The sequence below is a fragment of the Nostoc sp. ChiVER01 genome, from assembly GCF_034531155.1.
GTDB lineage: Bacteria > Cyanobacteriota > Cyanobacteriia > Cyanobacteriales > Nostocaceae > Nostoc.
This window is the reverse complement of record NZ_JAVRBS010000034.1, coordinates 63,375-84,217: the sequence shown is the minus strand read 5'-3', so window position 1 is coordinate 84,217 and position 20,843 is coordinate 63,375. Positions and strand designations below refer to the sequence as shown.

21 protein-coding genes are annotated in these 20,843 nt (G+C 41.0%); 16 read left to right on the top strand and 5 right to left on the bottom strand.

Annotation, left to right across the window (positions count from 1 at the left end):
* Positions 1–107 precede the first annotated feature (107 nt).
* The 3 genes from RMY00_RS30885 to RMY00_RS30875 all read left to right on the top strand — a co-directional run bounded on the left by RMY00_RS30885 (position 108) and on the right by RMY00_RS30875 (position 2,319).
* A complete protein-coding gene (locus RMY00_RS30885) occupies positions 108–998 on the top strand; it encodes an aspartoacylase (RefSeq protein WP_322651175.1) in 891 nt (296 codons plus the stop codon).
* A gap of 74 nt (positions 999–1,072) precedes the next feature.
* Positions 1,073–1,390, top strand: coding sequence for a hypothetical protein (locus RMY00_RS30880; RefSeq protein WP_322651174.1), 318 nt, complete (start codon positions 1,073–1,075; stop codon positions 1,388–1,390).
* A gap of 83 nt (positions 1,391–1,473) precedes the next feature.
* On the top strand, positions 1,474–2,319 hold the full coding sequence (locus RMY00_RS30875) for a hypothetical protein (RefSeq protein WP_322651173.1): 846 nt from the start codon (positions 1,474–1,476) through the stop codon (positions 2,317–2,319).
* 358 nt (positions 2,320–2,677) lie between these two features.
* On the opposite strand, the gene RMY00_RS30870 is transcribed toward RMY00_RS30875, so the two are convergent.
* Entirely contained in the window at positions 2,678–3,796 is a 1,119-nt protein-coding gene (locus RMY00_RS30870) for a Gfo/Idh/MocA family oxidoreductase (RefSeq protein WP_322651172.1), read from the bottom strand.
* Positions 3,797–3,899: 103 nt separating this feature from the next.
* Positions 3,900–4,373 (bottom strand): hemerythrin domain-containing protein, encoded by a 474-nt coding sequence (locus RMY00_RS30865; protein ID WP_322651171.1) that lies wholly within the window; start codon positions 4,371–4,373, stop codon positions 3,900–3,902.
* A gap of 396 nt (positions 4,374–4,769) precedes the next feature.
* On the opposite strand from RMY00_RS30865, the gene RMY00_RS30860 reads away from it, so the two are divergent.
* From RMY00_RS30860 to RMY00_RS30825, 8 genes are all read left to right on the top strand, one after another.
* A complete protein-coding gene (locus RMY00_RS30860) occupies positions 4,770–5,249 on the top strand; it encodes a DUF29 domain-containing protein (protein ID WP_322651170.1) in 480 nt (159 codons plus the stop codon).
* A gap of 205 nt (positions 5,250–5,454) precedes the next feature.
* Positions 5,455–6,117 (top strand): hypothetical protein, encoded by a 663-nt coding sequence (locus RMY00_RS30855; RefSeq protein ID WP_322651169.1) that lies wholly within the window; start codon positions 5,455–5,457, stop codon positions 6,115–6,117.
* Between the two features lie 56 nt (positions 6,118–6,173).
* Positions 6,174–7,496, top strand: coding sequence for a four-carbon acid sugar kinase family protein (locus tag RMY00_RS30850; RefSeq protein WP_322651168.1), 1,323 nt, complete (start codon positions 6,174–6,176; stop codon positions 7,494–7,496).
* Between the two features lie 141 nt (positions 7,497–7,637).
* Positions 7,638–8,678: a septum site-determining protein MinC gene (gene minC, locus RMY00_RS30845; RefSeq protein WP_322651167.1), complete on the top strand. Its 1,041-nt coding sequence runs from the start codon at positions 7,638–7,640 to the stop codon at positions 8,676–8,678.
* A gap of 167 nt (positions 8,679–8,845) precedes the next feature.
* Positions 8,846–9,652, top strand: coding sequence for a septum site-determining protein MinD (gene minD / locus RMY00_RS30840; RefSeq protein ID WP_109012001.1), 807 nt, complete (start codon positions 8,846–8,848; stop codon positions 9,650–9,652).
* 36 nt (positions 9,653–9,688) lie between these two features.
* Positions 9,689–9,976, top strand: coding sequence for a cell division topological specificity factor MinE (gene minE, locus RMY00_RS30835; protein ID WP_109012000.1), 288 nt, complete (start codon positions 9,689–9,691; stop codon positions 9,974–9,976).
* Between the two features lie 289 nt (positions 9,977–10,265).
* Positions 10,266–10,541: a hypothetical protein gene (locus RMY00_RS30830; RefSeq protein WP_322651166.1), complete on the top strand. Its 276-nt coding sequence runs from the start codon at positions 10,266–10,268 to the stop codon at positions 10,539–10,541.
* On the top strand, positions 10,538–10,960 hold the full coding sequence (locus RMY00_RS30825; protein WP_322651165.1) for a type II toxin-antitoxin system VapC family toxin: 423 nt from the start codon (positions 10,538–10,540) through the stop codon (positions 10,958–10,960). The genes RMY00_RS30830 and RMY00_RS30825 overlap by 4 nt, the downstream gene beginning before the upstream one ends.
* A 227-nt stretch (positions 10,961–11,187) precedes the next feature.
* On the opposite strand, the gene RMY00_RS30820 is transcribed toward RMY00_RS30825, so the two are convergent.
* Positions 11,188–12,513 carry a hypothetical protein gene (locus RMY00_RS30820; protein ID WP_322651164.1) on the bottom strand — a complete coding sequence of 442 codons (1,326 nt, stop codon included), beginning with the start codon at positions 12,511–12,513 and terminating at the stop codon, positions 11,188–11,190.
* An 849-nt stretch (positions 12,514–13,362) separates the two neighbouring features.
* Between RMY00_RS30820 and fmt the strand changes: the two genes are divergently transcribed.
* Positions 13,363–14,394 carry a methionyl-tRNA formyltransferase gene (gene fmt, locus RMY00_RS30815; protein ID WP_322651163.1) on the top strand — a complete coding sequence of 344 codons (1,032 nt, stop codon included), beginning with the start codon at positions 13,363–13,365 and terminating at the stop codon, positions 14,392–14,394.
* 91 nt (positions 14,395–14,485) lie between these two features.
* On the opposite strand, the gene RMY00_RS30810 is transcribed toward fmt, so the two are convergent.
* Together RMY00_RS30810 and RMY00_RS30805 are read right to left on the bottom strand one after the other, a co-directional pair.
* A complete protein-coding gene (locus tag RMY00_RS30810) occupies positions 14,486–14,848 on the bottom strand; it encodes a DUF6464 family protein (protein WP_322651162.1) in 363 nt (120 codons plus the stop codon).
* Between the two features lie 107 nt (positions 14,849–14,955).
* Complete coding sequence (locus tag RMY00_RS30805; RefSeq protein ID WP_322651183.1) at positions 14,956–16,467, bottom strand: hydroxysqualene dehydroxylase; 1,512 nt, start codon at positions 16,465–16,467, stop codon at positions 14,956–14,958.
* A gap of 257 nt (positions 16,468–16,724) precedes the next feature.
* Here RMY00_RS30805 and RMY00_RS30800 point away from each other — a divergent pair, with 257 nt between their 5' ends.
* The 4 genes from RMY00_RS30800 (at position 16,725) to RMY00_RS30785 (ending at position 20,820) form a co-directional block, all read left to right on the top strand.
* Complete coding sequence (locus tag RMY00_RS30800; protein WP_322651161.1) at positions 16,725–17,627, top strand: class I SAM-dependent methyltransferase; 903 nt, start codon at positions 16,725–16,727, stop codon at positions 17,625–17,627.
* Positions 17,628–17,899: 272 nt separating this feature from the next.
* Complete coding sequence (gene modB, locus RMY00_RS30795; protein ID WP_322651160.1) at positions 17,900–19,699, top strand: molybdate ABC transporter permease subunit; 1,800 nt, start codon at positions 17,900–17,902, stop codon at positions 19,697–19,699.
* A 373-nt stretch (positions 19,700–20,072) separates the two neighbouring features.
* Positions 20,073–20,687 (top strand): Uma2 family endonuclease, encoded by a 615-nt coding sequence (locus RMY00_RS30790; protein ID WP_322651159.1) that lies wholly within the window; start codon positions 20,073–20,075, stop codon positions 20,685–20,687.
* A gap of 4 nt (positions 20,688–20,691) precedes the next feature.
* A complete protein-coding gene (locus RMY00_RS30785) occupies positions 20,692–20,820 on the top strand; it encodes a hypothetical protein (RefSeq protein WP_322651158.1) in 129 nt (42 codons plus the stop codon).
* The last annotated feature ends 23 nt before the right edge of the window (positions 20,821–20,843 follow it).

Genomic DNA, 20,843 nt, shown 5'->3' with positions numbered 1-20,843 from the left:
GTATTAAGCACTATGCCAATTTTATCTAATCTTATGCAAATTTAAGCTTGCAGAAGCATAGTATTACTTTTATTATGCATTTACAAGTATTGAGCGAGTAACTATACATGAACCAAAGCAGCCAAAAAATCCACCGGGCCGTAATTATTGGTGGAATCCACGGGAATGAACTAACAGGAATATATATAACTAAACTCTTTGAGCAATTTCCTCACCTAATTCAACGACCTAGCTTTGAAACACTAACATTGTTGGGCAATCCGGAAGCCTTTGCAGAAGGCAGGCGTTACATCGACAAAGACTTAAACCGCAACTTCAACAAGGAAGACCTGCAAAACCTGGAACTCAGGAGCAATGAAGATAGGCAGGCAAGACTGATTATCGAAATCCTCAAACCGAAAAATAAATCGCAGACAAGCATTTTTGTGGATTTGCACAGCACGACTGCAAACATGGGATTAACTCTGATTCTTATTAAGCTTGATCCTTTCTTGTTGCAATTAGCAGCATATCTGAGTTCGATAAATCCTTTGGTGAAGGTTCTTTATATTCAATCTCATGAAGAAGATTCTTTCTTAATTTCCCAATGTGAATTGGGTTTTGCTGTTGAAGTTGGTTCAGTACCTCAAGGTGTGTTAAGTGCAGATTTGTTTCAGAAAACGGAGAAACTGATTTATGAAATTTTGGATTATGTAGAGGCGTTAAACCAAGGTTCAATTCCACTAAAAAACGACACGCTCACGCTCTATCAACATGTAGGGACTATTGATTATCCCAGAAACGAGCATGGAGATATTCAAGCGATGATTCACCCAAATCTACAGTTTAAAGATTATGAACCTCTCAATCCTGGGGAGCCGATTTTTTTAACTTTTGAGGGTAGAACTATTGCTTATGAAGGTAAATCAACAGTTTACCCAGTCTTCATCAATGAAGCAGCTTATTATGAGAAAGGTGTTGCCGTGTGTTTGACCGAAAAACAACAAATTACTGTGTAGGTAAAAAGTAATAGGCAGTGCAATTTGAATATTGATCTCATCTTACCCTAGATAAATTACGGGAATCATTTATTATGAAAAACACAAACATAGCTCTGACGATTCTGCTCTCTGCAAATAAAGAGACAAGTTACATGATGTTTACCAAATTAGTTCGCAAAACTGCAATAGTTCGTGTATTAGTATTTTCAGTGTTATCTGTAGCTAGTCAAAAATCCCTAGCAGACCAAACTTTTGTCATAAGAAATCAAAATCGGCAAATGATAAGTGATGTACTTGTAAATTACCCTAATAGTAACCATTGGCAGATGGTTTATCACATGCTTATTGTACATCGTAAAGCGGTACGTGTACCAATACTCTCGGTTAAGGATACAAGCATAGTAAAGTAATAATTCTTCTCCAAGAAGTGCGATCAAACTTTTGCAGTTAAAAGATTTCTCCTTGATCACCCCAACATTAGAAACAGAGTCATATGTCTAATAATTTTTTAGTACAGCACATTTCAAAAGGAACTGCTAGGTTTTTTGCAAGTACATCAATAGTAGTAGGCATTTTATCTACTATTGGCTTAAGTTCTTCACGGGCTTGGGCTGATTACTACACATCCAATATTCCTCCCCTAGTAACTAGCTATATCAAAACATTAACTCAGCAAAAAAAAGCTATTAATCAAATTGTGTTTGCTCCTAATGGAGGTTTCGGAATAGTAATTGGTAGAAATGGTTATTCTACGTATCTTCTTCCACAAAAACTTCTCAAAGACTTGAACGATATAAATAAAAACCGTGGAATTATAAATAGCATTACGTTTACACCTTCGCGGGAGTGGATAGTTATCTATAACGATAATGGTTTTTATGAGAGTACGAATTTTCCACAAGACGTTACTAATAAACTTTTAGAAATAAATAAACAGAAAAAAACGATAAAGAGTGTTGCATTTACACCGTATGGAGGTTGGGTAATTCTCTTTGGCAATAAAGGTGCTTCTTGGCATAATATTCCACAGGCACTTATTAATAAGCTGGGTGATATAAACGAAGCAGACAAAAGTATTGACTATACAACATTCACTAACAATGGGGAATGGATTCTTATCTATGATGACCGAAACCGAATCGCTAATAGTAAAAATTTTCCACAACAGGTTATTCCTACAATCAGGAATATATACGCAAATTTCGGGCAATTAACAACTATAGTTTTTACATCTAACAATGGTTGGGTATTATTCTATGATGATTTTGCGACTGTCATAAGGCGGCTACAAGCTGAGGCTGAAGCGTATCGAAGGGCTACAGACTACATCAGACAATAACTAGGCAGCATTTTCACCCTCATCCGAAAATCAGCTATGAAAATTTTCAAGGTTCTGTCCTTGGCGTTTTCACCCCAGGTTATTTATTAATCTAGGAACGAATCGCACAGCGTAAGTTTCTGTACGATTGCTCATTTCACGCCGACATAGACAGCAGTTTTTAATTGAATAAAAAACATATAAGGGCACAATATTATTGTTGTGCCCTTATATGTTATCAATAGCGAGCATTTTTGTTAAGCGATCGCTATAAAATGACTAGTACTAAGTGTCTGTTATCTAACAATTATCCACTTAGTACATTCTTTATCTCATCAAGCTTGATTTTGTGCAACTCACCAAGAACTAGTATTAGTAATCATTGTCCAGAAGGTGCAGCAGCATGAATCAAATCCGGCTTCTCGTCATTAGGAGGAAGCTCAATAGTTTGATCCGATGTGGGGCGTTGGTGGCGGTCGCTAGTTTGGATCTGCACAGGTTTACCTGTTTCAATTGACTCGTAAAGCGCTTGAATGATCGAAACATCAATCAACCCTTCCGTACCTGATGGTTCTGGGTCTTTATCTTCGAGAATACAATCAGAGAAGTAGGTAAATTCAGCTGCTAATTGATCGTGACCCTCAAAGGTACGCTCTTGAGTTTCACCATTAATTGTTAGGTAATGCTTGATTTCTCCTTGCCAAGGATATGCAGGGTCTACTCGTAAATCACCTTGAGTACCTACAATCTGATAGGTTGAAACACTTGCACCTCCAAAGCTACAGGTAAATGTTGCCAATCGCTCATTCGGGAAACGCAAAATAACGCTAGCCATTTCTTCCACTTCGCTGAAGCGTTGTTCTCCGTTATTGGCAGCTACAGCAAATACTTCAATTGGTTCATCTTGGAATAGATAACGCGCAGCATTAAGGCAGTAGATACCAATATCATAGAGTGTGCCGCCACCTGTAACATCTCGTAAACGAATATTTCCTTCTTCTACTTGCTGAGTAAAAACCGAGTTGAAAATACGTGGTTCACCAATTTGCTTTGAACGCACAATTTCCACTGCTTGTAAATTTGCTTCTTCTAAATGCAAACGATAGGCAATCATCAGCTTTACATTATTGTCATTGGCAGCTTTAATCATTGCCTCACACTCTTCTTCTGTTACTGCCATCGGCTTTTCACATAATACATGAATTGCCTGATTAGCAGCCCGCACAGTGTAGTCGCAATGCAAGTGATTAGGCAACGCAATATAAACTGCATCAATCTCTCCACTTGCCAAACAGTCTTCATACTCTTCGTAAGAGTAAGTATGCTCTATACCATATTTTTTGCTTATTTCTTCGCTTTTAGTAGGATCATCTGAAACCAGTGCCACTAATTCTGAATTGTCGGCGTTGGCAAAGGAAGGTAAGGCAGCTTCTTGGGCAAACCAACCTAAACCAACAACTGCATAACGAATTTTGCGCTTCTGATTTGTAGCAGTCATTTTTCTACTCCCTGATGAAGAATACTTTGGTGATTTCAATTGACTAATTATGTGCAAATCATGGTTGACTGTTTATGCAACCTATTTAGAGATAATTGCCTCATTACGTTGCTAATGCAGCTTCTATATCTGGCATCAATTTAGCTTTAGTTTCCTGAAATTCTTGGCCCAATTCAGTTAGTTCTTCAGCACTCATACATTCGCGCACAGCACTAAAAATTTCGCTTTCTTCTTCTTCTACATGATGCTCAACAGCTTCCTTCAATTCGCTCATTTTTTCTTTAAACTCAGGGTCAGTAGGCTTAAGAGCCTTAATCTCTTCTAAAATCACTGAAACTTCTTCATGTTCTTCTTCAGCTTCTTCAACATATTGTTCGGTTTGTTCGTAATCTCGCAAAGCTGGGTAGAAGACTATTTCTTCAGTTCTAGCGTGTAAGTTCAATGCTATATAGATTTGATTGAATTGCTCCACCAATTTTGCACCCTTAGCTTTTTCTGCTCCTGCAAAAAGTTTTTCAACTTGGCGATGTTCTGCTTCAATTAATGAAAGAATATCATTTGCTTTAGTTTTAGCCATTTTTCTCCTTCAGTAATAATCAATTTTTTTATAAGGCTGAGAATCTTGAGGCTGATGAATGGGATCTCGTCTATTTTCAACGGCTTGTTAAATAAAAACCTCATTCTTTCAGTAAGCTTTAGTTTAAACTTAAGGAATATTTTCGGTGTTGCATCCTAACTGAAATTCATAACCTCGGCATGATGGATACTGAGTATGTGGCGTTAGTAGCCCAAGGCTATGACTCAAATGCAAACCTGCAACGCCAACTGAAGATTCCCGCCTACGTTAAAATATTGTATGAAGACACGTCACGATAAAGGCTAACTAGCCTTGTTTTTACTCAAGAATGGTAAGATTTAGTGAAACTATCATCAAGTCCAAACTAAACCAAAAAATAGGAATTTAGCAAAGTGTATGGTGATACAAATAGAACCAAAAGCTCAGACTTTATACGACCAAGATTATTACCTTTGGCTGAGGACGACTATCAATCAACTTCGTGCTGGTCAGTTTTCATCTGTGGATTTAGATAATCTGTTAGAAGAATTAGAAAGTATAGGTAGGAGCCAGAAGCGAGCAATTGAAAGTTTATTAATTAAGCTTCTTGAACATCTACTAAAACTCAAGTGTTGGGATGAAGAACGAGAACGTAATCAAGGACATTGGAAAGGAGAAATCAGGACTTTTCGTAGAGAGATTAAAAAAGCTCTCAAAGATAGTCCTAGTCTTAAGCCTTATATTTTAGAAATATTTGATGAATGTTATCAAGATGCAAGAAAAGAAGCAAGCGATCGCTCTCAACTTCCTATTGATACATTCCCTGTTGCACTGCTTGGCTCTTTAGAACAAATTCTAGATGAAAACTGGTTTCCTGAGTCACAATACTCAACTTGATGTGCGCTTAAATGCGATCGCCTATATTAAGTACTGCATTGTATCCAAACTAGAGCAGAAAATAAGTGCAAATGCTTTTTAGCTTGATCTAATCGTGTTGCACAATCTGCTTTTTATCATAACTATACGTAACCATCCATTGCTTATCTACCAAACCCGATTAAAATAAATACGCAACTTGGGCTTCCATAGGAGTTATCCAGCCGTGCAGCCGGACTTAATAGGCTTGGAAATTAGTAAGGGGGAACTGAGACGTTTGACTGGATTCGATCCAGAAGACGTTTTTCGCCCCTCTGTTTTGCGAGATAGGAAGAAGCGATTAGGGTTTTTTGTCAATGAATTGCTGGTAACGCTAGCGTTAACGCCAATAATTGTTGGTTTTATTTACGCGTTTATTATTCTGCCAACAATTGGTTCTTCAATTCGACTAGGAATTCTTTTACTAATTTTAGTGCCAATGCCGATATTAGTGGGGCGATGGCTGTGGCGGCAGTTGACCTGTCCTGAAGGACTGACAATACTTTTAGACGAAGTTGATAAATATCATGACCTAGTTGCTGCTATAGATATTAATGACCAATTGGCAGCATCAGGAAACGTAGAAAGCAGTTTCCGTGACCGAGATCAAGTAATCGCCGCCTTGCAACTAATTAGAGAAGATTTAGTCCGCGCTCTGAAAACAGAACGAATTTTGCGGGATAATAAAAAATTGCTTGCTAATAACCAAGAGTTATTTGTGAATAATTTAGCCAGTCTGCAAGCTTTACAAGTTAGTAGTCAAGCAGGCGAATATGCTCAACTGCTAAATCAATCATTGCAAATTGCGATCGATGTGCAAGCAGAAATCAGAAAATTGCACAAAGGCTGAGTAGAGTTTTTCTTTGCTGATGACTTTCTTAAAAAACAATCGCCCCGTTGACCTAAATGAGCAACAAACCAAAAATAATTGTCCTGGATGATGACCCTACGGGTTCTCAAACAGTCCACAGCTGCTTGCTGCTAATGCACTGGGATGTGGACACTCTACGCATCGGGTTGCAGGATGATTCGCCGATTTTCTTTGTGCTAACTAATACTAGATCGCTAACGCCAGAGTCAGCTGCATCTGTCACTAAAGAAGTTTGCCATAACCTGAAAATAGCTTTGAATGCGGAAGGAATTGAAGATTTTCTGATTGTCAGCCGTTCTGATTCTACTTTGCGGGGACATTATCCCATTGAAACTGATGCGATCGCCCAAGAACTCGGCCCTTTTGATGCTCATTTTCTCGTACCAGCTTTTTTTGAAGGCGGACGCATCACCCGCGACAGCGTTCATTACTTGATTATCGATGGTATACCCACCCCAGTCCATGAAACTGAATTTGCCCGTGATTCCGTCTTCAGCTACCATCACAGTTACTTACCCAAGTACGTCGAAGAAAAGACTCAAGGAAGAATTAGTGCCGAAGTTGTAGAAAGGTTTCTCCTAGCTGATATTCGCGCTGGTAGTTTGGAACGTTTGTTACAACTGAGTGGTAATAAGTGCGCTGTCGTCGATGGTGAAACTCAAGCTGATCTCAACCGCTTTGCAATAGACATATTAGCAGCAGCAAGTCAAGGGAAACGCTTTCTATTTCGCAGTGCAGCAAGTATTTTAACAGCTTTAGCCGCTTTACCACCCCAACCCACTGCCGCCGAAAATATGGCGCAGTACGTGCGCCAAGGCAAACCAGGTGCAGTGATCGTTGGTTCCCATGTGAAAAAGACTACCCAGCAATTAGAGGCGCTATTGCAAGTAGAAGGAACAGTGGGAATTGAAGTGAATGTAGCACGATTACTTGATGATGCAAATCAATCTGCGGCATTGCTAACTGAAATTCAAGAAAGTACACGGGCGGCACACAAGGCTGGCAAAACACCAGTGGTTTATACTAGCCGTCAGGAACTGAATTTTAAAGATGCCAAGACACGATTGGAGTTTGGGGAAAAAGTTTCAGGTTTATTGATGGATATTGTCCGCAGTTTACCATCTGATATAGGATTCTTAATCAGCAAGGGTGGTATTACCTCTAATGATGTTTTGAGTAATGGATTAGCTCTAACTTCAGCCCGTTTACTCGGTCAAATTTTAGCTGGTTGTTCAATGGTGTTAACGCCATCCGATCATCCCCAGTTTCCTGATTTACCTGTGGTACTGTTTCCCGGTAATGTCGGCGATGCTGATGCCTTGGGGACAGTTTATCAGAGGTTGACTGTGCCAATTTGAGATTTAAGATTTGAGATTAAATAATCTTTTGGTTCATGCCAGACTAACTTCTTGTTACGCGCTTTCAGCCCTCGTGGGTAATACAAATCTAAAATTTAAAATCCAAAATCTGTGTATCCTTTGTCTTTTGGCTAGTACTTCATGACTTCTGATTCTGCTTTTCCCAATCTAAAGTCAAATTCTGCACTTCCTAATGCAGACCCAAACTCTATCTTTTCGGAGGTAGAGGGAAATCCTACTGTTTCTGATGTAGAGTCAGATCCTATCCCCCCTGATGCGGAGTTAAAATCCGTCCTCCTTTATCTAAAATCAAATACTATTCTTGAAGATGTAGAGTCAAATCCTGCTAACCCAGATGTAGAGTCAAATACTGATCCGGCATCAGATTTTATTCTTACTGATTTAAATCCTAATGAGTCAGCAATATCAGGGTATCGTGTAAATGATAATAGTCAAGTCCAGTTAAAAAGTAAGGAGGGACGGCTGTTATTAATTCTACCTCCGGAATCTCAAATATCTGCTTCAGAACTGAGTTGGTCTGATATTTGGCAACAAATAAGACAGCGTTTAAATGCAGGCGATCGCTTTCGGATATCTAATACGCCTGTGCATCTAATGGCACAAGACCGCCTAGTAGATGCCAGACAACTCCAAGAACTCGCCGAGGCTTTGAGTGATGTCCAACTGCGGCTAATATCAGTCTCGACTAGTCGGCGGCAAACTGCGATCGCTGCCGTCACATCTGGGTATTCTGTAGAACAACTACAGCCCGTAACTTCTTTGAATTCCGAGCCAACAGCTACAGCCATACCCCAAGAAGATGCCCTTTATTTAGAAATCACAGTCCGTTCTGGAGTAGAAATTCGTCATCCTGGTACAGTAATTATCTTGGGAGATGTAAATCCAGGTGGTATTGTAATTGCAGATGGAGATATTATCATCTGGGGTCGTCTACGTGGAATCGCTCATGCTGGTGCTGGAGGCAATCGTGAGTGTCTAATTATGGCCTTGCAAATGGAACCAACCCAACTACGGATCGCAGATGCTGTAGCTAGGGCACCAGAAAAAGCGCCAATACAGTTTTCTCCAGAGGTGGCACATATTACACCTCAAGGAATTCGCATCGCTAGGGCTACTGATTTTTCCAGAAACCAATTTACCAAGAGCAATCAAGAGCCATGAATATTTACTTAAAGAATGAAGTATAAAGGATGAAATGACATAAACATTCATGCCTCGCCCCTATCAGGAAGAACAGATATTTCTTCATACTTGATACGATACTTCATACTTTATACTGCAATTTACTGTTTTATATTTTCTGAACCCTTATTGACCGCATTTCTATCATGACTCGCATTATAGTGATTACCTCCGGCAAAGGAGGAGTGGGTAAAACCACAGTTTCAGCAAATCTGGGCATGGCTTTAGCCAAAATGGGGCGTCAAGTTGCCTTGGTTGATGCGGATTTTGGTCTGAGAAATTTGGATTTGCTGCTAGGGCTAGAAAACCGCATAGTCTATACTGCAGTAGAAGTCTTAGCCAGAGAGTGCCGCTTAGAACAAGCCTTGGTCAAAGATAAGCGCCAACCCAATCTCGTACTTTTGCCGGCAGCCCAAAATCGCTCTAAAGATGCAGTCACGCCGGAACAGATGAAGTTATTAGTGAATGCACTGGCCCAAAAATACCAGTACGTAATCATTGATAGCCCTGCCGGTATTGAAAATGGATTTAAAAATGCGATCGGCCCAGCAAAAGAAGCCCTAATTGTCAGCACCCCAGAAATTTCCTCAGTTCGTGATGCTGACCGGGTGGTGGGGTTACTTGAAGCACAAGGTATCAAGCGTGTTCATTTAATAATTAACCGCATAAGACCCGCAATGGTGCAGGCAAATGATATGATGTCAGTGCAAGATGTTCAGGAACTTCTCGCCATTCCCCTGATCGGGGTAATCCCTGACGACGAGCGTGTTATTGTATCTACCAATCGCGGCGAACCCTTAGTGTTAGCGGAAAATCCCTCTTTAGCTGCCACAGCCTTTGAAAACATTGCTCGTAGATTAGAAGGGGAAAGTGTCGAATTTCTGGAGATCGACTCGTCCCAAGACAGCATCTTCGCCCGTATACGAAGGTTGTTCAGGACAAAGATTGTTTAACTTACTTTTCCAGTCTCCGCGCCAGACCTATTCGTAATGATTGAACTTCTAGAACGACTTTTTTCTCGCGGCTCTGATAGCAGTCGAACTCAAGTTAAACGTCGCCTGCAATTGGTGATTGCTCACGATCGCGCTGATATAGACCCTCAAACGTTGGAAAAAATGCGGAAAGAAATCTTAGATGTAGTCTGTCGCTATGTCGAAGTTGAGACGGAGGGCTTAGAGTTCTCCTTAGAAAGCAACCAACGAACGACAGCTTTAATTGCTAATTTGCCCATTCGCCGAGTCAAAGGAGCCATACCTGAATGGGAAAGGGGTGATTAGTCTCCATAATTTTATTTTTAAGTAAAAATGCTTAAAAAATAATAAACTTATCTTTAATTGTGGCAAAGCATACTAACTTTAGTTGATATTTGTGGGCGTATTCTACGATACGCTTTATAAATTGAGTACTACGAGAATTATTCTCTTCAGAGACTTATTGCGTGGGAGCGATGTCTGACGACAAGCCACTCCGTGTCTCCGCCTTTACCTGAACTCTTACAATGTAATTTCTCTTCGAAGGCTGTTAACGTAATAAATGAAGTCTTATTGGTATTGAGGCAGATAACCTGTGACAGCCAGAGAGCAACTAATTCAGGAAATTGGGCAGGTTTCCGATTCTCTAGTCGAAGAAGTGCTAGACTTCTTGCTATTCATAAAAGGCAGACAGGATCAAAAAAATTCTACATCTGATGGTGAGAAAAGCCAGCCATCTGAGCAAAGCATTTTAGAGCGTATGGGAGGAATTCCCCAGCATTTGCTCTGTGTTGGTAATTTGTCAGATCGAGATGTTCGGAGAGCAGTTATTGCATCGCGGATACAGCAGAGCCACCAACAGAAATCATGACCTATCATTCTACAATTTTGGTAGATACAGGTTTATTGGTTGCCTTTTACGACTCAGCAGATTCACATCACAATCGAGTGGTTGAATTTTTTGCTGGATGCACTAGTCGATTGTTGACGAGTGAAGGTTGTGTCACTGAAGTAATGTGGCTATTAGCCTCTGACTGGCAAGTGCAAAATGAGTTTCTGTTCCACCTAGCGAATCACATCTATAAGTGTGAATCGCTTACGCCTCAAGATTTTTCTCGGATTGCTGAACTGAATGCCCAATACGCTGATTTACCAGCAGATTTTTCGGACTTATCCCTTGTAGCAATTTCTGAACGCCTGAATGTTGCTGCAATCGCCACACTGGATAAAGATTTTGATATTTATCGACGTTATCGTAACCAACCATTTGAACGAGTTTTCTACCCTTAATAGGACTTACACAAAAATTGCTAAAAAGCTTAATTTATCGAACCGCCAAGACGCCAAGAGCGCCGAGAATTCGTAGAGTGTGCGTAAGTCCTACCTTAAGTAACAATGCCCGACAATGCCTGCTGTTTTTGCTAGCCTACGCACAATTCAGAACCCAAATTTCCGATAAATAAAAAATCCCGTTATCAGCAGTGACGACAACGGGAGTATATAAAATATTTAATAAATTATCGGTAGGCTACTTGTGGCCCTGCCCAAATTTCTGTAACCTTTTTACCAAAAGTAATTGGCTGATCTTCATCTGTTGTAGTTACAGTTTTGCCATCATTAGCAACTTGCATTAATGGCCAGTTTTCCTCACCTAATTCACCTGCACGGAACAACACATGATCCGGTTGCCTTTTACTCCAACCTAACAATACTGCAATTTTGTCATGTTCCTCCTCCTTAGCATTAGCAGGAGCAACTGTGTTAGCTTGATTTTTTTGCCGATCCCAAATCACTGCACTATCTGTAGAATCGCCTGTATTAAATATACCTTCAAACTTTCGTGCTAAGAAGCGATCGCCTTTTTCTGACCAGCTAACCGGAACTAATACCCCAATTTTACCACTCGGATCAGTTTCTTCAGACGACGCACCCTTTAGAGCCTTTACCTGTAATAAAGGATCGCTAACAGGAGTAGTTGAAGCCATCACCCACAACCTCTTAGTGTGCATATCTTGGACAAACAGTACGCTAGTTACACGGCTGTTGTACATTTCTGGTTTTACTTCTAGTTGCACCCGGCTATAAACTGCATATTTCCCATCTGGAGAAACCACAGGTACGCTGCGGTAGTGGCGCACTCCCGAACCCCCCTTGGAACCAATAGCTTCTTGAGTCGCTGTAATCCACTTCCAAGGAATAGGATGAGGACTACCGATAGGATCTATTTGTTCTGCTTGGGACTCATTGTTTGGTTCAGAAACAGGTATTTCCGTTGTTGTGGTTGGTTGTGATTCTGTAAGAGTTGGTGCTACTTGAGTTGCTGTCAATGATTCAGTTAAAGACTTTTCTCTAGAGAGAGAATTTTCTTGTCCTTTTAAAGACTTGATATTAGCAGCTTTGAGTTTTCGGATTAAATTAAGTTGACTAACAGGAACATCTGTTAATGGTGCGAGTTCAACTGCTGCTAAAGAATCAGGAATAGTTAAATTGTTGCTTGACACAAAACTATGTATTTGAGCCAAAGACTCTATTTTATCGGCTGGTAATACTTGCGGTTCCTGAACAGCAGAACTTTGTGTTGGCACAGAGTTTAATTCTTCTATTAAAGAGTCGATTTGCTCTGTTTTTGATATTTCAGCTATCTCAGGTTCCCCAACTACAGCTATTTCCTTTGATACAGAGTCAGAATCTCCAGTCATCGAAGTTAATTTAGATACTTCGGATTTTACCTGGAACGAGTGAGCCGATGCCCCTAGTAAGGGTGCAAGCAGTATTGCAACGACAACGTAATTGAGAAATGGTTGAGCGCGGAACCATCCTGACAGCAAAAGGGATTTAAGCATTTGTAGACTCTCTAGAGGGGCGGTTGCTATGTGAGAAGCAATACCTATGCAGCAATGGGCAGGCGGTAATTATATGTATAACAAGAAACTAAAAACTTTGACGAGATTTTTACCTCAAAGTTCGCACAGTTTTACAAAAATTAAGTATCATTATCAACACTTTTTCTTACTTAGGTACTCGATGTTTTTGTACAAGAATATGTGAGTATAGTAAATATGCTGACAAGTCAGTAATTACTACACAAATATAATCTTGCTGTTGCTATACCTAACCACACCAAAAATAGGTATTAGTCAAAGGGATATTCAGCGTGTGATAACGCTGGCAACCAAGAGTGAGATAAATAGGCGATTGGGGATCGTACTAGCGATCACTAGTACACTACAAACAAGCCAGGTTACACACTAATATAAGAGGGCAAACCCTCATAATGGTAAACGTGAGGCGTTATGTGAAAAACTCTTAAGGCAGACGCACAATACATAATACTCAGAAAATACTGCTGTCAGCAACCTAAAGTTATAAACTGCAATCTTAACTACAGAAATAGTTAGAAGACGCAATACTTTTTGAGAAACCCAATTGCATTTAACGGCAATTAGGTGCAAGTTATCAGGAACACAACAAAATTTACTCGGTAGATGCTCTAGCGGATCGTGACGAGACACCACTAAACTATTAGGCTCACTAAAGGTAGATGCAGTTGATACTAGTTATTACACTTGTCAACTTAACTATTAAGTTAAATCTTGAAGCCTTTCGTTTCACCAATACGAAAATATTGTACCACCAAACAGCCGATATTATTTACCATTAATTAATCACTAACGATTCACAACTAATTATTAATGAAAATTGTATTCTTTGGTACACCGCAGTTTGCTGTACCCACATTAGAAAAGTTATTGAATCATTCAGAATTTGAGGTGTTGGCAGTTGTCACCCAACCAGATAAACGCCGGGAGCGCGGAAATAAAGTTACGCCAACGCCAGTAAAAGCGATCGCTACTGCTCACAACTTACCAGTATGGCAACCGGAACGGGTGAAAAAAGACACCGAAACTTTAACCAAACTCAAACAGTTAGATGCAGATGTGTTTGTTGTTGTCGCTTATGGACAGATATTATCGTCAAAAATCTTAAATATGCCAAAATTGGGCTGCATTAATGTGCATGGCTCGATTTTACCCAAATATCGCGGTGCAGCGCCGATTCAATGGTGCTTGTATAACGGTGAGAAGGAAACGGGGATCACAACCATGTTAATGGATGTGGGAATGGATACCGGCCCAATGCTACAAATAGCAACTACACCTATTGGATTATTAGATACTGCCCAAGATTTAGCCGAAAGACTAGCTGCGATCGGTGGGGATTTGTTGGTAGAAACTCTGTTGAACTTGGAACGCCAGGAAATTCAACCAATTCCCCAAGATAATTTAGCAGCTACTTATGCACCTCTGATTCAAAAACAAGATTATGGTTTGGATTGGTCAAAAAGGGCTGTGCAATTACACAATCAAATCAGAGGCTTTTACCCTAACTGCACCGCTACCTTTCGTGACAACCTGTTGAAAATCACCGCTTCTGCTCCCCTTAGTTCTGTAAGCGATGTCTGGCGACAAGCCGCTCCGCGTCTACGCGATCTCCCACCAGAATTACAAGAATTAATGCATAAATTGCCGGATTTGTCAAATGCATCAGACAAACCAGGAGAAGTAGTCAACATTACCAAAGGAATTGGGGCGATCGTCCAGACTGGAGAAGGTTTGTTGCTGTTGCGAGAAGTTCAGCTAGCTGGTAAACGTCCCCAGTCGGGATGGGATTTTGTTAATGGTACCCGCTTAACTGTAGGAGAAGTTTTTGGTGCAGGTAATTGAGGGGTTGTCAATTTTAGATTTTGGTCACACCTTTAGTGCGCTGGAAGCACAAGTTAAATTTTGGATTAAAGAAAAAATCTAAAATCTAAAATTAAATGGCTTCTAACTTTTCATAAAAGCGGCAAGATTCGCAAGGGCCATCTGGGTTGACTGCACAGCGAATGAGTTCTGAATGGGCATTGTAACAGCAAGTGGCATCACCAATTACCCAACGCCCTGCTACCAAACTTTTCTCAGATGGCCGTTTAGCAGACTGTACATAAATGGCAATATTATGCAAGCGGTAGCGCCCACCTTTAAGTTGGTATCGATGGCGGCGTTCTAAAACCGCGTAGGTTTTACCTTCAAAATCGAGATAGTTTCCGGGTTGAGGTGTCCAATCAAGTTGCACTTTACCGAGAGACTCACGCGGATGCGTCAGAATCACCTCAGTTTGTAAAGAGTCTGGCTCCATAAGCTTATGTGATTTGATTTACATTATAAGGATGGTATCGCAATAGCTTTCTTTAGCTTACCGAATTTAGATTACAATTAATGATTAACTCTTCGCGTCCTTACGAATTAGGGCAACCAAAATTCAGGTAGGATAGATTTGCTCAAGTCGCGGAAAGTTTGGTTGAGCGATCGCGCCACTTGGATATGCGGTTCATCCTCTTCTACAGCTAAAATCTCAGATGGCTGACCTTCTCCCAAATAAGACACCACTAGATTCGCCGCTTCCAAACCAGTAACATAAGCCTTTTCTTGTGACCAAGAACCATGACGGTTCACAATCCAATCCCCACTCATAAACACATTCTCAAAACTTGTCTTAGCGGGCAACATATAACGATAGCTACCAGGTGCAAAGTGAGTCACCGCTTGCGGTAGCCTAATTACACTGCTATCAATTATCTTTGCCTCCCGAAACGCGGGTATACAAGTTGCTAAATAACCCTGAACTATTGCTAAAATCTCCTCATCGTTCAAATTGAGAAACTGATTTGCGTGATAGAAATCAACTTCAATCACCGTTCCTGGTTCATTCCGATATTCATCATGTAGAGAATTCAAATCAAAAAACGTCCAACCTGTAGTTGTGTCGAATCCAAAGCAAGCATTAGAAGGACGAGGAATATCAATTTTGCGGTCAAACCATAGTCGCGTTGCTAAAACATCAATTGCTCCTAAATTGCTTAAATTACGGAATTCTTCATGGCTTTGTAAACTAGGGCTACTTGAGATAATTTTCTTCATCCCTGTGATTCCAACTGCAAAAATCACCGCATCTGCTTCAATTACTTCATCACCGCAAACCACACCCTTGGCTCGATGATTACTATCAACAATTAAATCTGTAACCCGACGCTTAGGTAATACTCGCACACCAGCTTTTTCGATACGTTCCACCCAAGGACGAAATATCTTTTCTCCGACAGTTCCTCGACACCAAACTACATCAAAATCTGGTTGATGAGCCAGAATAAAAAAGTAAAGCATTCCTAAAGTTGCGGCGGCTGAACATTGTTCACCAGGGGCAAACAAGCCCACTAATAACATTGGTTCAAAAGCATCGCGGTAAAGTCTTGCAGAAACATTAAAGTCTTTGAACAATTCACGGGCAGTTACAAAATCATAGCGCCGCCAAGCTGCATCAGAGTTGTCAAAATCAACAACAGCATAAAGTAAAGGTAAGGCGCTGAGACGGTCAATTAGTGGCAACCGCTTAAATTGAGTGTAGAGAAATGTTCCCAATGGCGAGGGGAGTCGTGGTAAGTCTTGAAAAATTGGTGATTCAACTTCCAAACCTGCTGGCGAATATTGCGAAGAACGAGTCCAAGTAGTAAAAGGATTAATTCCTAATTCATTAATTAGGGAAAAAATATTTTTGTAAGGATACCAAAAGCCATGAATGCCAGCTTCAACAGATTTTCCGGCGGCTGTTTGCCAACCTGCCACCAATCCACCGGGATAGGGGCCTGCTTCTAGAAGCGTCACATCATAGCCTTGTTTTGCCAAATGGTAGGTTGCTCCTAAACCAGCCCAACCAGCACCTACAACTACTACCCGTTTTTGTTGTGACCCTTCTACCATCCCAGCCTCCAATTGTTGCATATCAACTAATGTATACGAACTTGCCGTTCTCATCAGATAACCAAAGAGGCAGGGGAGCAGGGGGCATTTGGTAGCATAGCTGTGCTACCCTACGAACCATATTCCATTGAATTAAAAACAGTTATAGACTTTGAGAAAGGCTAAAGTGGAGTAATTCAGTACAAATTGCTTGCGGTTAATGCTGAGTTAAGAGTATAACAGATAACAGACTTAACTATTGATCAGGAATAATCATAATGTCTCAATTAGCAAATCTAAAATCCAGTTTGAATGACTTTGAATTACGAGATGGAATTTATTTTCCTAACGACTATGAACAATTGAATAACACTCAACATAAAAAAAGATGGGACGCAATTGGTAAAACATACTATGGTTCCCAAAAAGTTGAAAAACTCGCAGAGACATCGCCCATCAAGCAAGATTACACGCTATTAACTGGCACACCTGGAGGTACTTGGAACAAATTTCCATTGAATAAATCTGTTGGTTCTATTTTAGAGATTGGTTGTGGTTATGGTCGCGCACCTTTACATCTATCTAAAGCTAAAAATCTAAAATGCGAAAAATATTATGGAATTGATATTTCTGAACCGTTGTTACGGCGGTTAATCAAGGTTAAACATGAATACAATTTTTTTCCTGAAGCTGAATTTAACTTAATTTGTAATTCGGCTGAAATCATGCCTTTAGAAGATAATTCTATAGATTTGGTAATTTCTAACTGCGTCTTTATGCATATCCCAGATGCACAATTAAGAAATTTGCTGGCTGATATATCTCGCGTACTAAAACCTAGTGGAATTTTCGTTTTTAATCATTCCTTTCACAACAAGTCTTGTCCTTCTCATATTATCCATAATTTTATCAGAAGGCTAAATCCATTTGTGAGAAATCCAGTTTATCTCAAGCAATATACATCTGCTGAAATAAATGAAATGTTAGCGACTGCTGGGATAAAAGCTAAGTGTCCCGAATACAGTGTCGAACCAACGCAAGAATATGCAATTTTGCCGGAAACCATTAAAGGAATCCCAGTGCCGTTTGCTAATGCTATCAATAGAAGCCTTAAGCCATCAGATGCTTTAAAAGAAACTTTGGCTTATGGTTTTAGCGCCTACAGCACTCAGCTGGACTAATTAAAAAAGTATTTTTTTGTCACAATAGACCTCTTAGATAAATCAAACAATTTGAACCCCACCCCGCCAAAGCTACGCTTTGTCTCCCCTCTCCGCAAGCGAGGAGGGGTTGGAGGTAGGGTCTAATGAACTGAATACAAAGGATCTACAGAAGCACAACATTGTTGTGCTTTTATTTTTCCAATAAATGTAATGTACCAACTTTTACCAACATGTTTTGATTAAAGTTGGTAAATTAGGAATTAGTTGAGCTAATTCTTCCCTCTGCAACTATGCCATTGGATTTATCGCCTCTTTGGATATCACTCAAAACTTCGTTACTTGCTACATTTATCACATTCTTCTTGGGTATCGCTGCTGCCTACTGGATGCTGGGATATCGTGGCAAAGGTAAATCGTTGATTGAGAGTATCTTTATTGCGCCACTGATTTTACCACCTACGGTTGTTGGTTTCTTGTTGCTGCTATTTTTTGGCAAAAATGGCCCTGTAGGGAAACTGATGGAGGCTTTTGACTTCAGTATCGTCTTTACTTGGTATGGTGCAGCGATCGCAGCTACCGTAGTTTCTTTCCCTTTAATGTATAAAACTACATTGGGAGCTTTTGAACAAATAGATGGTAATTTGCTACGAGTAGCCAGAACCCTTGGTGCAACTGAAACCACAATCTTTTGGCGCGTCAGTTTTCCCTTAGCATTACCCGGAATTGCAGCCGCCACAATGCTCGCTTTCGCCCGTGCTTTGGGAGAATTCGGAGCGACGCTGATGTTGGCTGGTAACATTCCAGGACAAACGCAGACAATCCCAATGGCAATTTATTTTGCTGTGGAAGGGGGAGCAATGAATGAGGCGTGGTTCTGGGCGATCGCAATTATGGTGATTTCTCTATCTGGAATTATTGCAGTTAACTTCTGGCAAGAATTGAGGGAGAAGAGGAGGGGAGCAGGGGGAGCAGGGGGAGCAGGGAGAGAAAATATTTATACTCCGCAATCTAGCTTTGAATCTGGTGGATTGTTTGTCAACATTGAAAAAATACTTTCTAGCTTTGATTTAAAAGTTGCTTTCACTGCTGATGAGCAACCCTTGGGATTGTTAGGGGGTTCTGGTGCAGGTAAGAGTATGATTTTGCGCTGCCTTGCGGGGATAGAAACGCCGACAAAAGGGCGCATAGTTTTAAATGGGAGAGTTCTGTTTGACTCAGAACAAGGAATTAATTTACCCAGCCGCGATCGCCGTATCGGTTTTTTAGTGCAGAATTACGCTCTGTTTCCACACATGAGTGTGGCGCAAAACATCGCTTTTGGCTTGCCCAAAGGACTATCGGCTGGAAGTATTCGGGTGCAGGTAGAGGAGCAATTAATAGCGATGCAGTTGCAGGGATTAGGCGATCGCTATCCGCACCAACTCTCAGGGGGCCAACAACAACGGGTAGCTTTAGCAAGAGCATTAGCAAGTCAACCGGAAGCATTACTTTTAGATGAGCCGTTTTCAGCACTTGATACCCATCTACGTAGTCAATTAGAGCAGCAAATGACAGAAACTCTTGCTGACTATCAAGGTGTGACTCTATTTGTCACCCATAATATGGAAGAAGCTTATCGGATTTGCCCGAATCTATTGGTATTGGAGCATGGTAGAGCCGTTCATTATGGCTCAAAACACGATATTTTTCAGCATCCTAGTACTCTTAGTGTCGCCCAACTTACCGGATGTAAAAACTTCTCCCGCCTGATTCCTCAGTCATCGCAACAAGTAGAAGCGATTGATTGGGGTTGTAGCCTGAAAGTAATTGAACCAGTCAAGAGCGAATTATCCCACATCGGCATTCGTGCCCATCAATTCATTTTTACCAACGACTCATCACAGGAAAATACTTTTCCTTGCTGGTTAGTGCGAACAAGTGAAACGCCTCACCGGATGACGTTGTTTCTCAAACTACATTCGGCTAGCAAGAGTTCTCAAGATTATCATCTGCAAGCTGAAGTCTTCAAAGAAAAATGGGCGACGATGAAAGACCAAGCTTTTCCTTGGTATGTGCGTTTAGATCCCCTGCGCTTGATTTTGATGGAGTGAACGCAGAGATACACATTGCAGTCCCAATTATACAAATATAACCAATATGGTGTACTGTCACCGGGAAAGGCAGACGGCAGAAGGCAGGAGGCAGAAGGAATGTCTTCTGCCTCTGCCCACGACTGAAAGGAGTAAGGGTCTGAAGCCCCTCCCAAATCTTCGATTTGGGAGCCTCCAATTGGGAGGGGTTACAATCCCCTCCCAATTGGTTCCTTCTGCCCTCTGCCCTCTGCCTTCTTGAACCTTCCAGAGTTTGATATGCTCAACCTAACTTACTATTTTAAGGGCGCGATCGCGAAGACAAGGGTGTAGAATGTGTTAGTTAATAGGGTAGGCATCTTTCACTTAAATCCCTATTGTGTAAGAGGTCAATATGGTACAGACACCCGCCAGTCCAGAAACCGAAACCCTATTGATTGAGTTGCCTAAGACAATCGGATTGTATGTCACCCAAGAACAGTTTGCAGCTCTAGCAGCAGCCAACCGAGACTTAAGACTAGAAAGAACCGCGCGTGGAGAGTTAATTGTGAACCCACCAACGGGCTGGGAAACTGGAGAACGCAATTGGAGTATTTCTGGAGAGTTGTATTTGTGGTGGCGTAATTCGGGCGAACTGGGTAAAGCCTTTGACTCTTCGACTGGATTCATTTTACCCAATGGTGCAACTCGCTCGCCCGATGCCTCTTGGGTGAGCCAAGAACGTTGGCAGGCAATCATTACAGAACAAAAAGGAACCTTTGCTAATATCTGCCCGGATTTTGTTGTAGAGTTACGCTCTAGCTCAGATCGGCTTGGGTCTTTGCAAGCTAAGATGAGGGAGTACATTGACAATGGCGCTTTGCTGGGCTGGTTAATCGATCCGCAGCAGCGACGCGTGGAAATTTATCGACCGGGATTAGCAGTGGAAGTGTTGGAGAATCCTGCTGAATTATTGGGTGAAGCGGTGTTACCAGGTTTTGTGTTGAATTTGCGTCGGGTGTGGGATTAAATCAGTGAACAATAAACAGTTATCAGTTATCACAGTAACTGTTGGGGATCTGACGCTAACTGTTACCTACTACTTTTTAGAAGTGGGGGACTCTAACGAATCGGATAAAAAATCATTCTTTATTGACAACTGATAACTGATAACTGTTAAAAATTG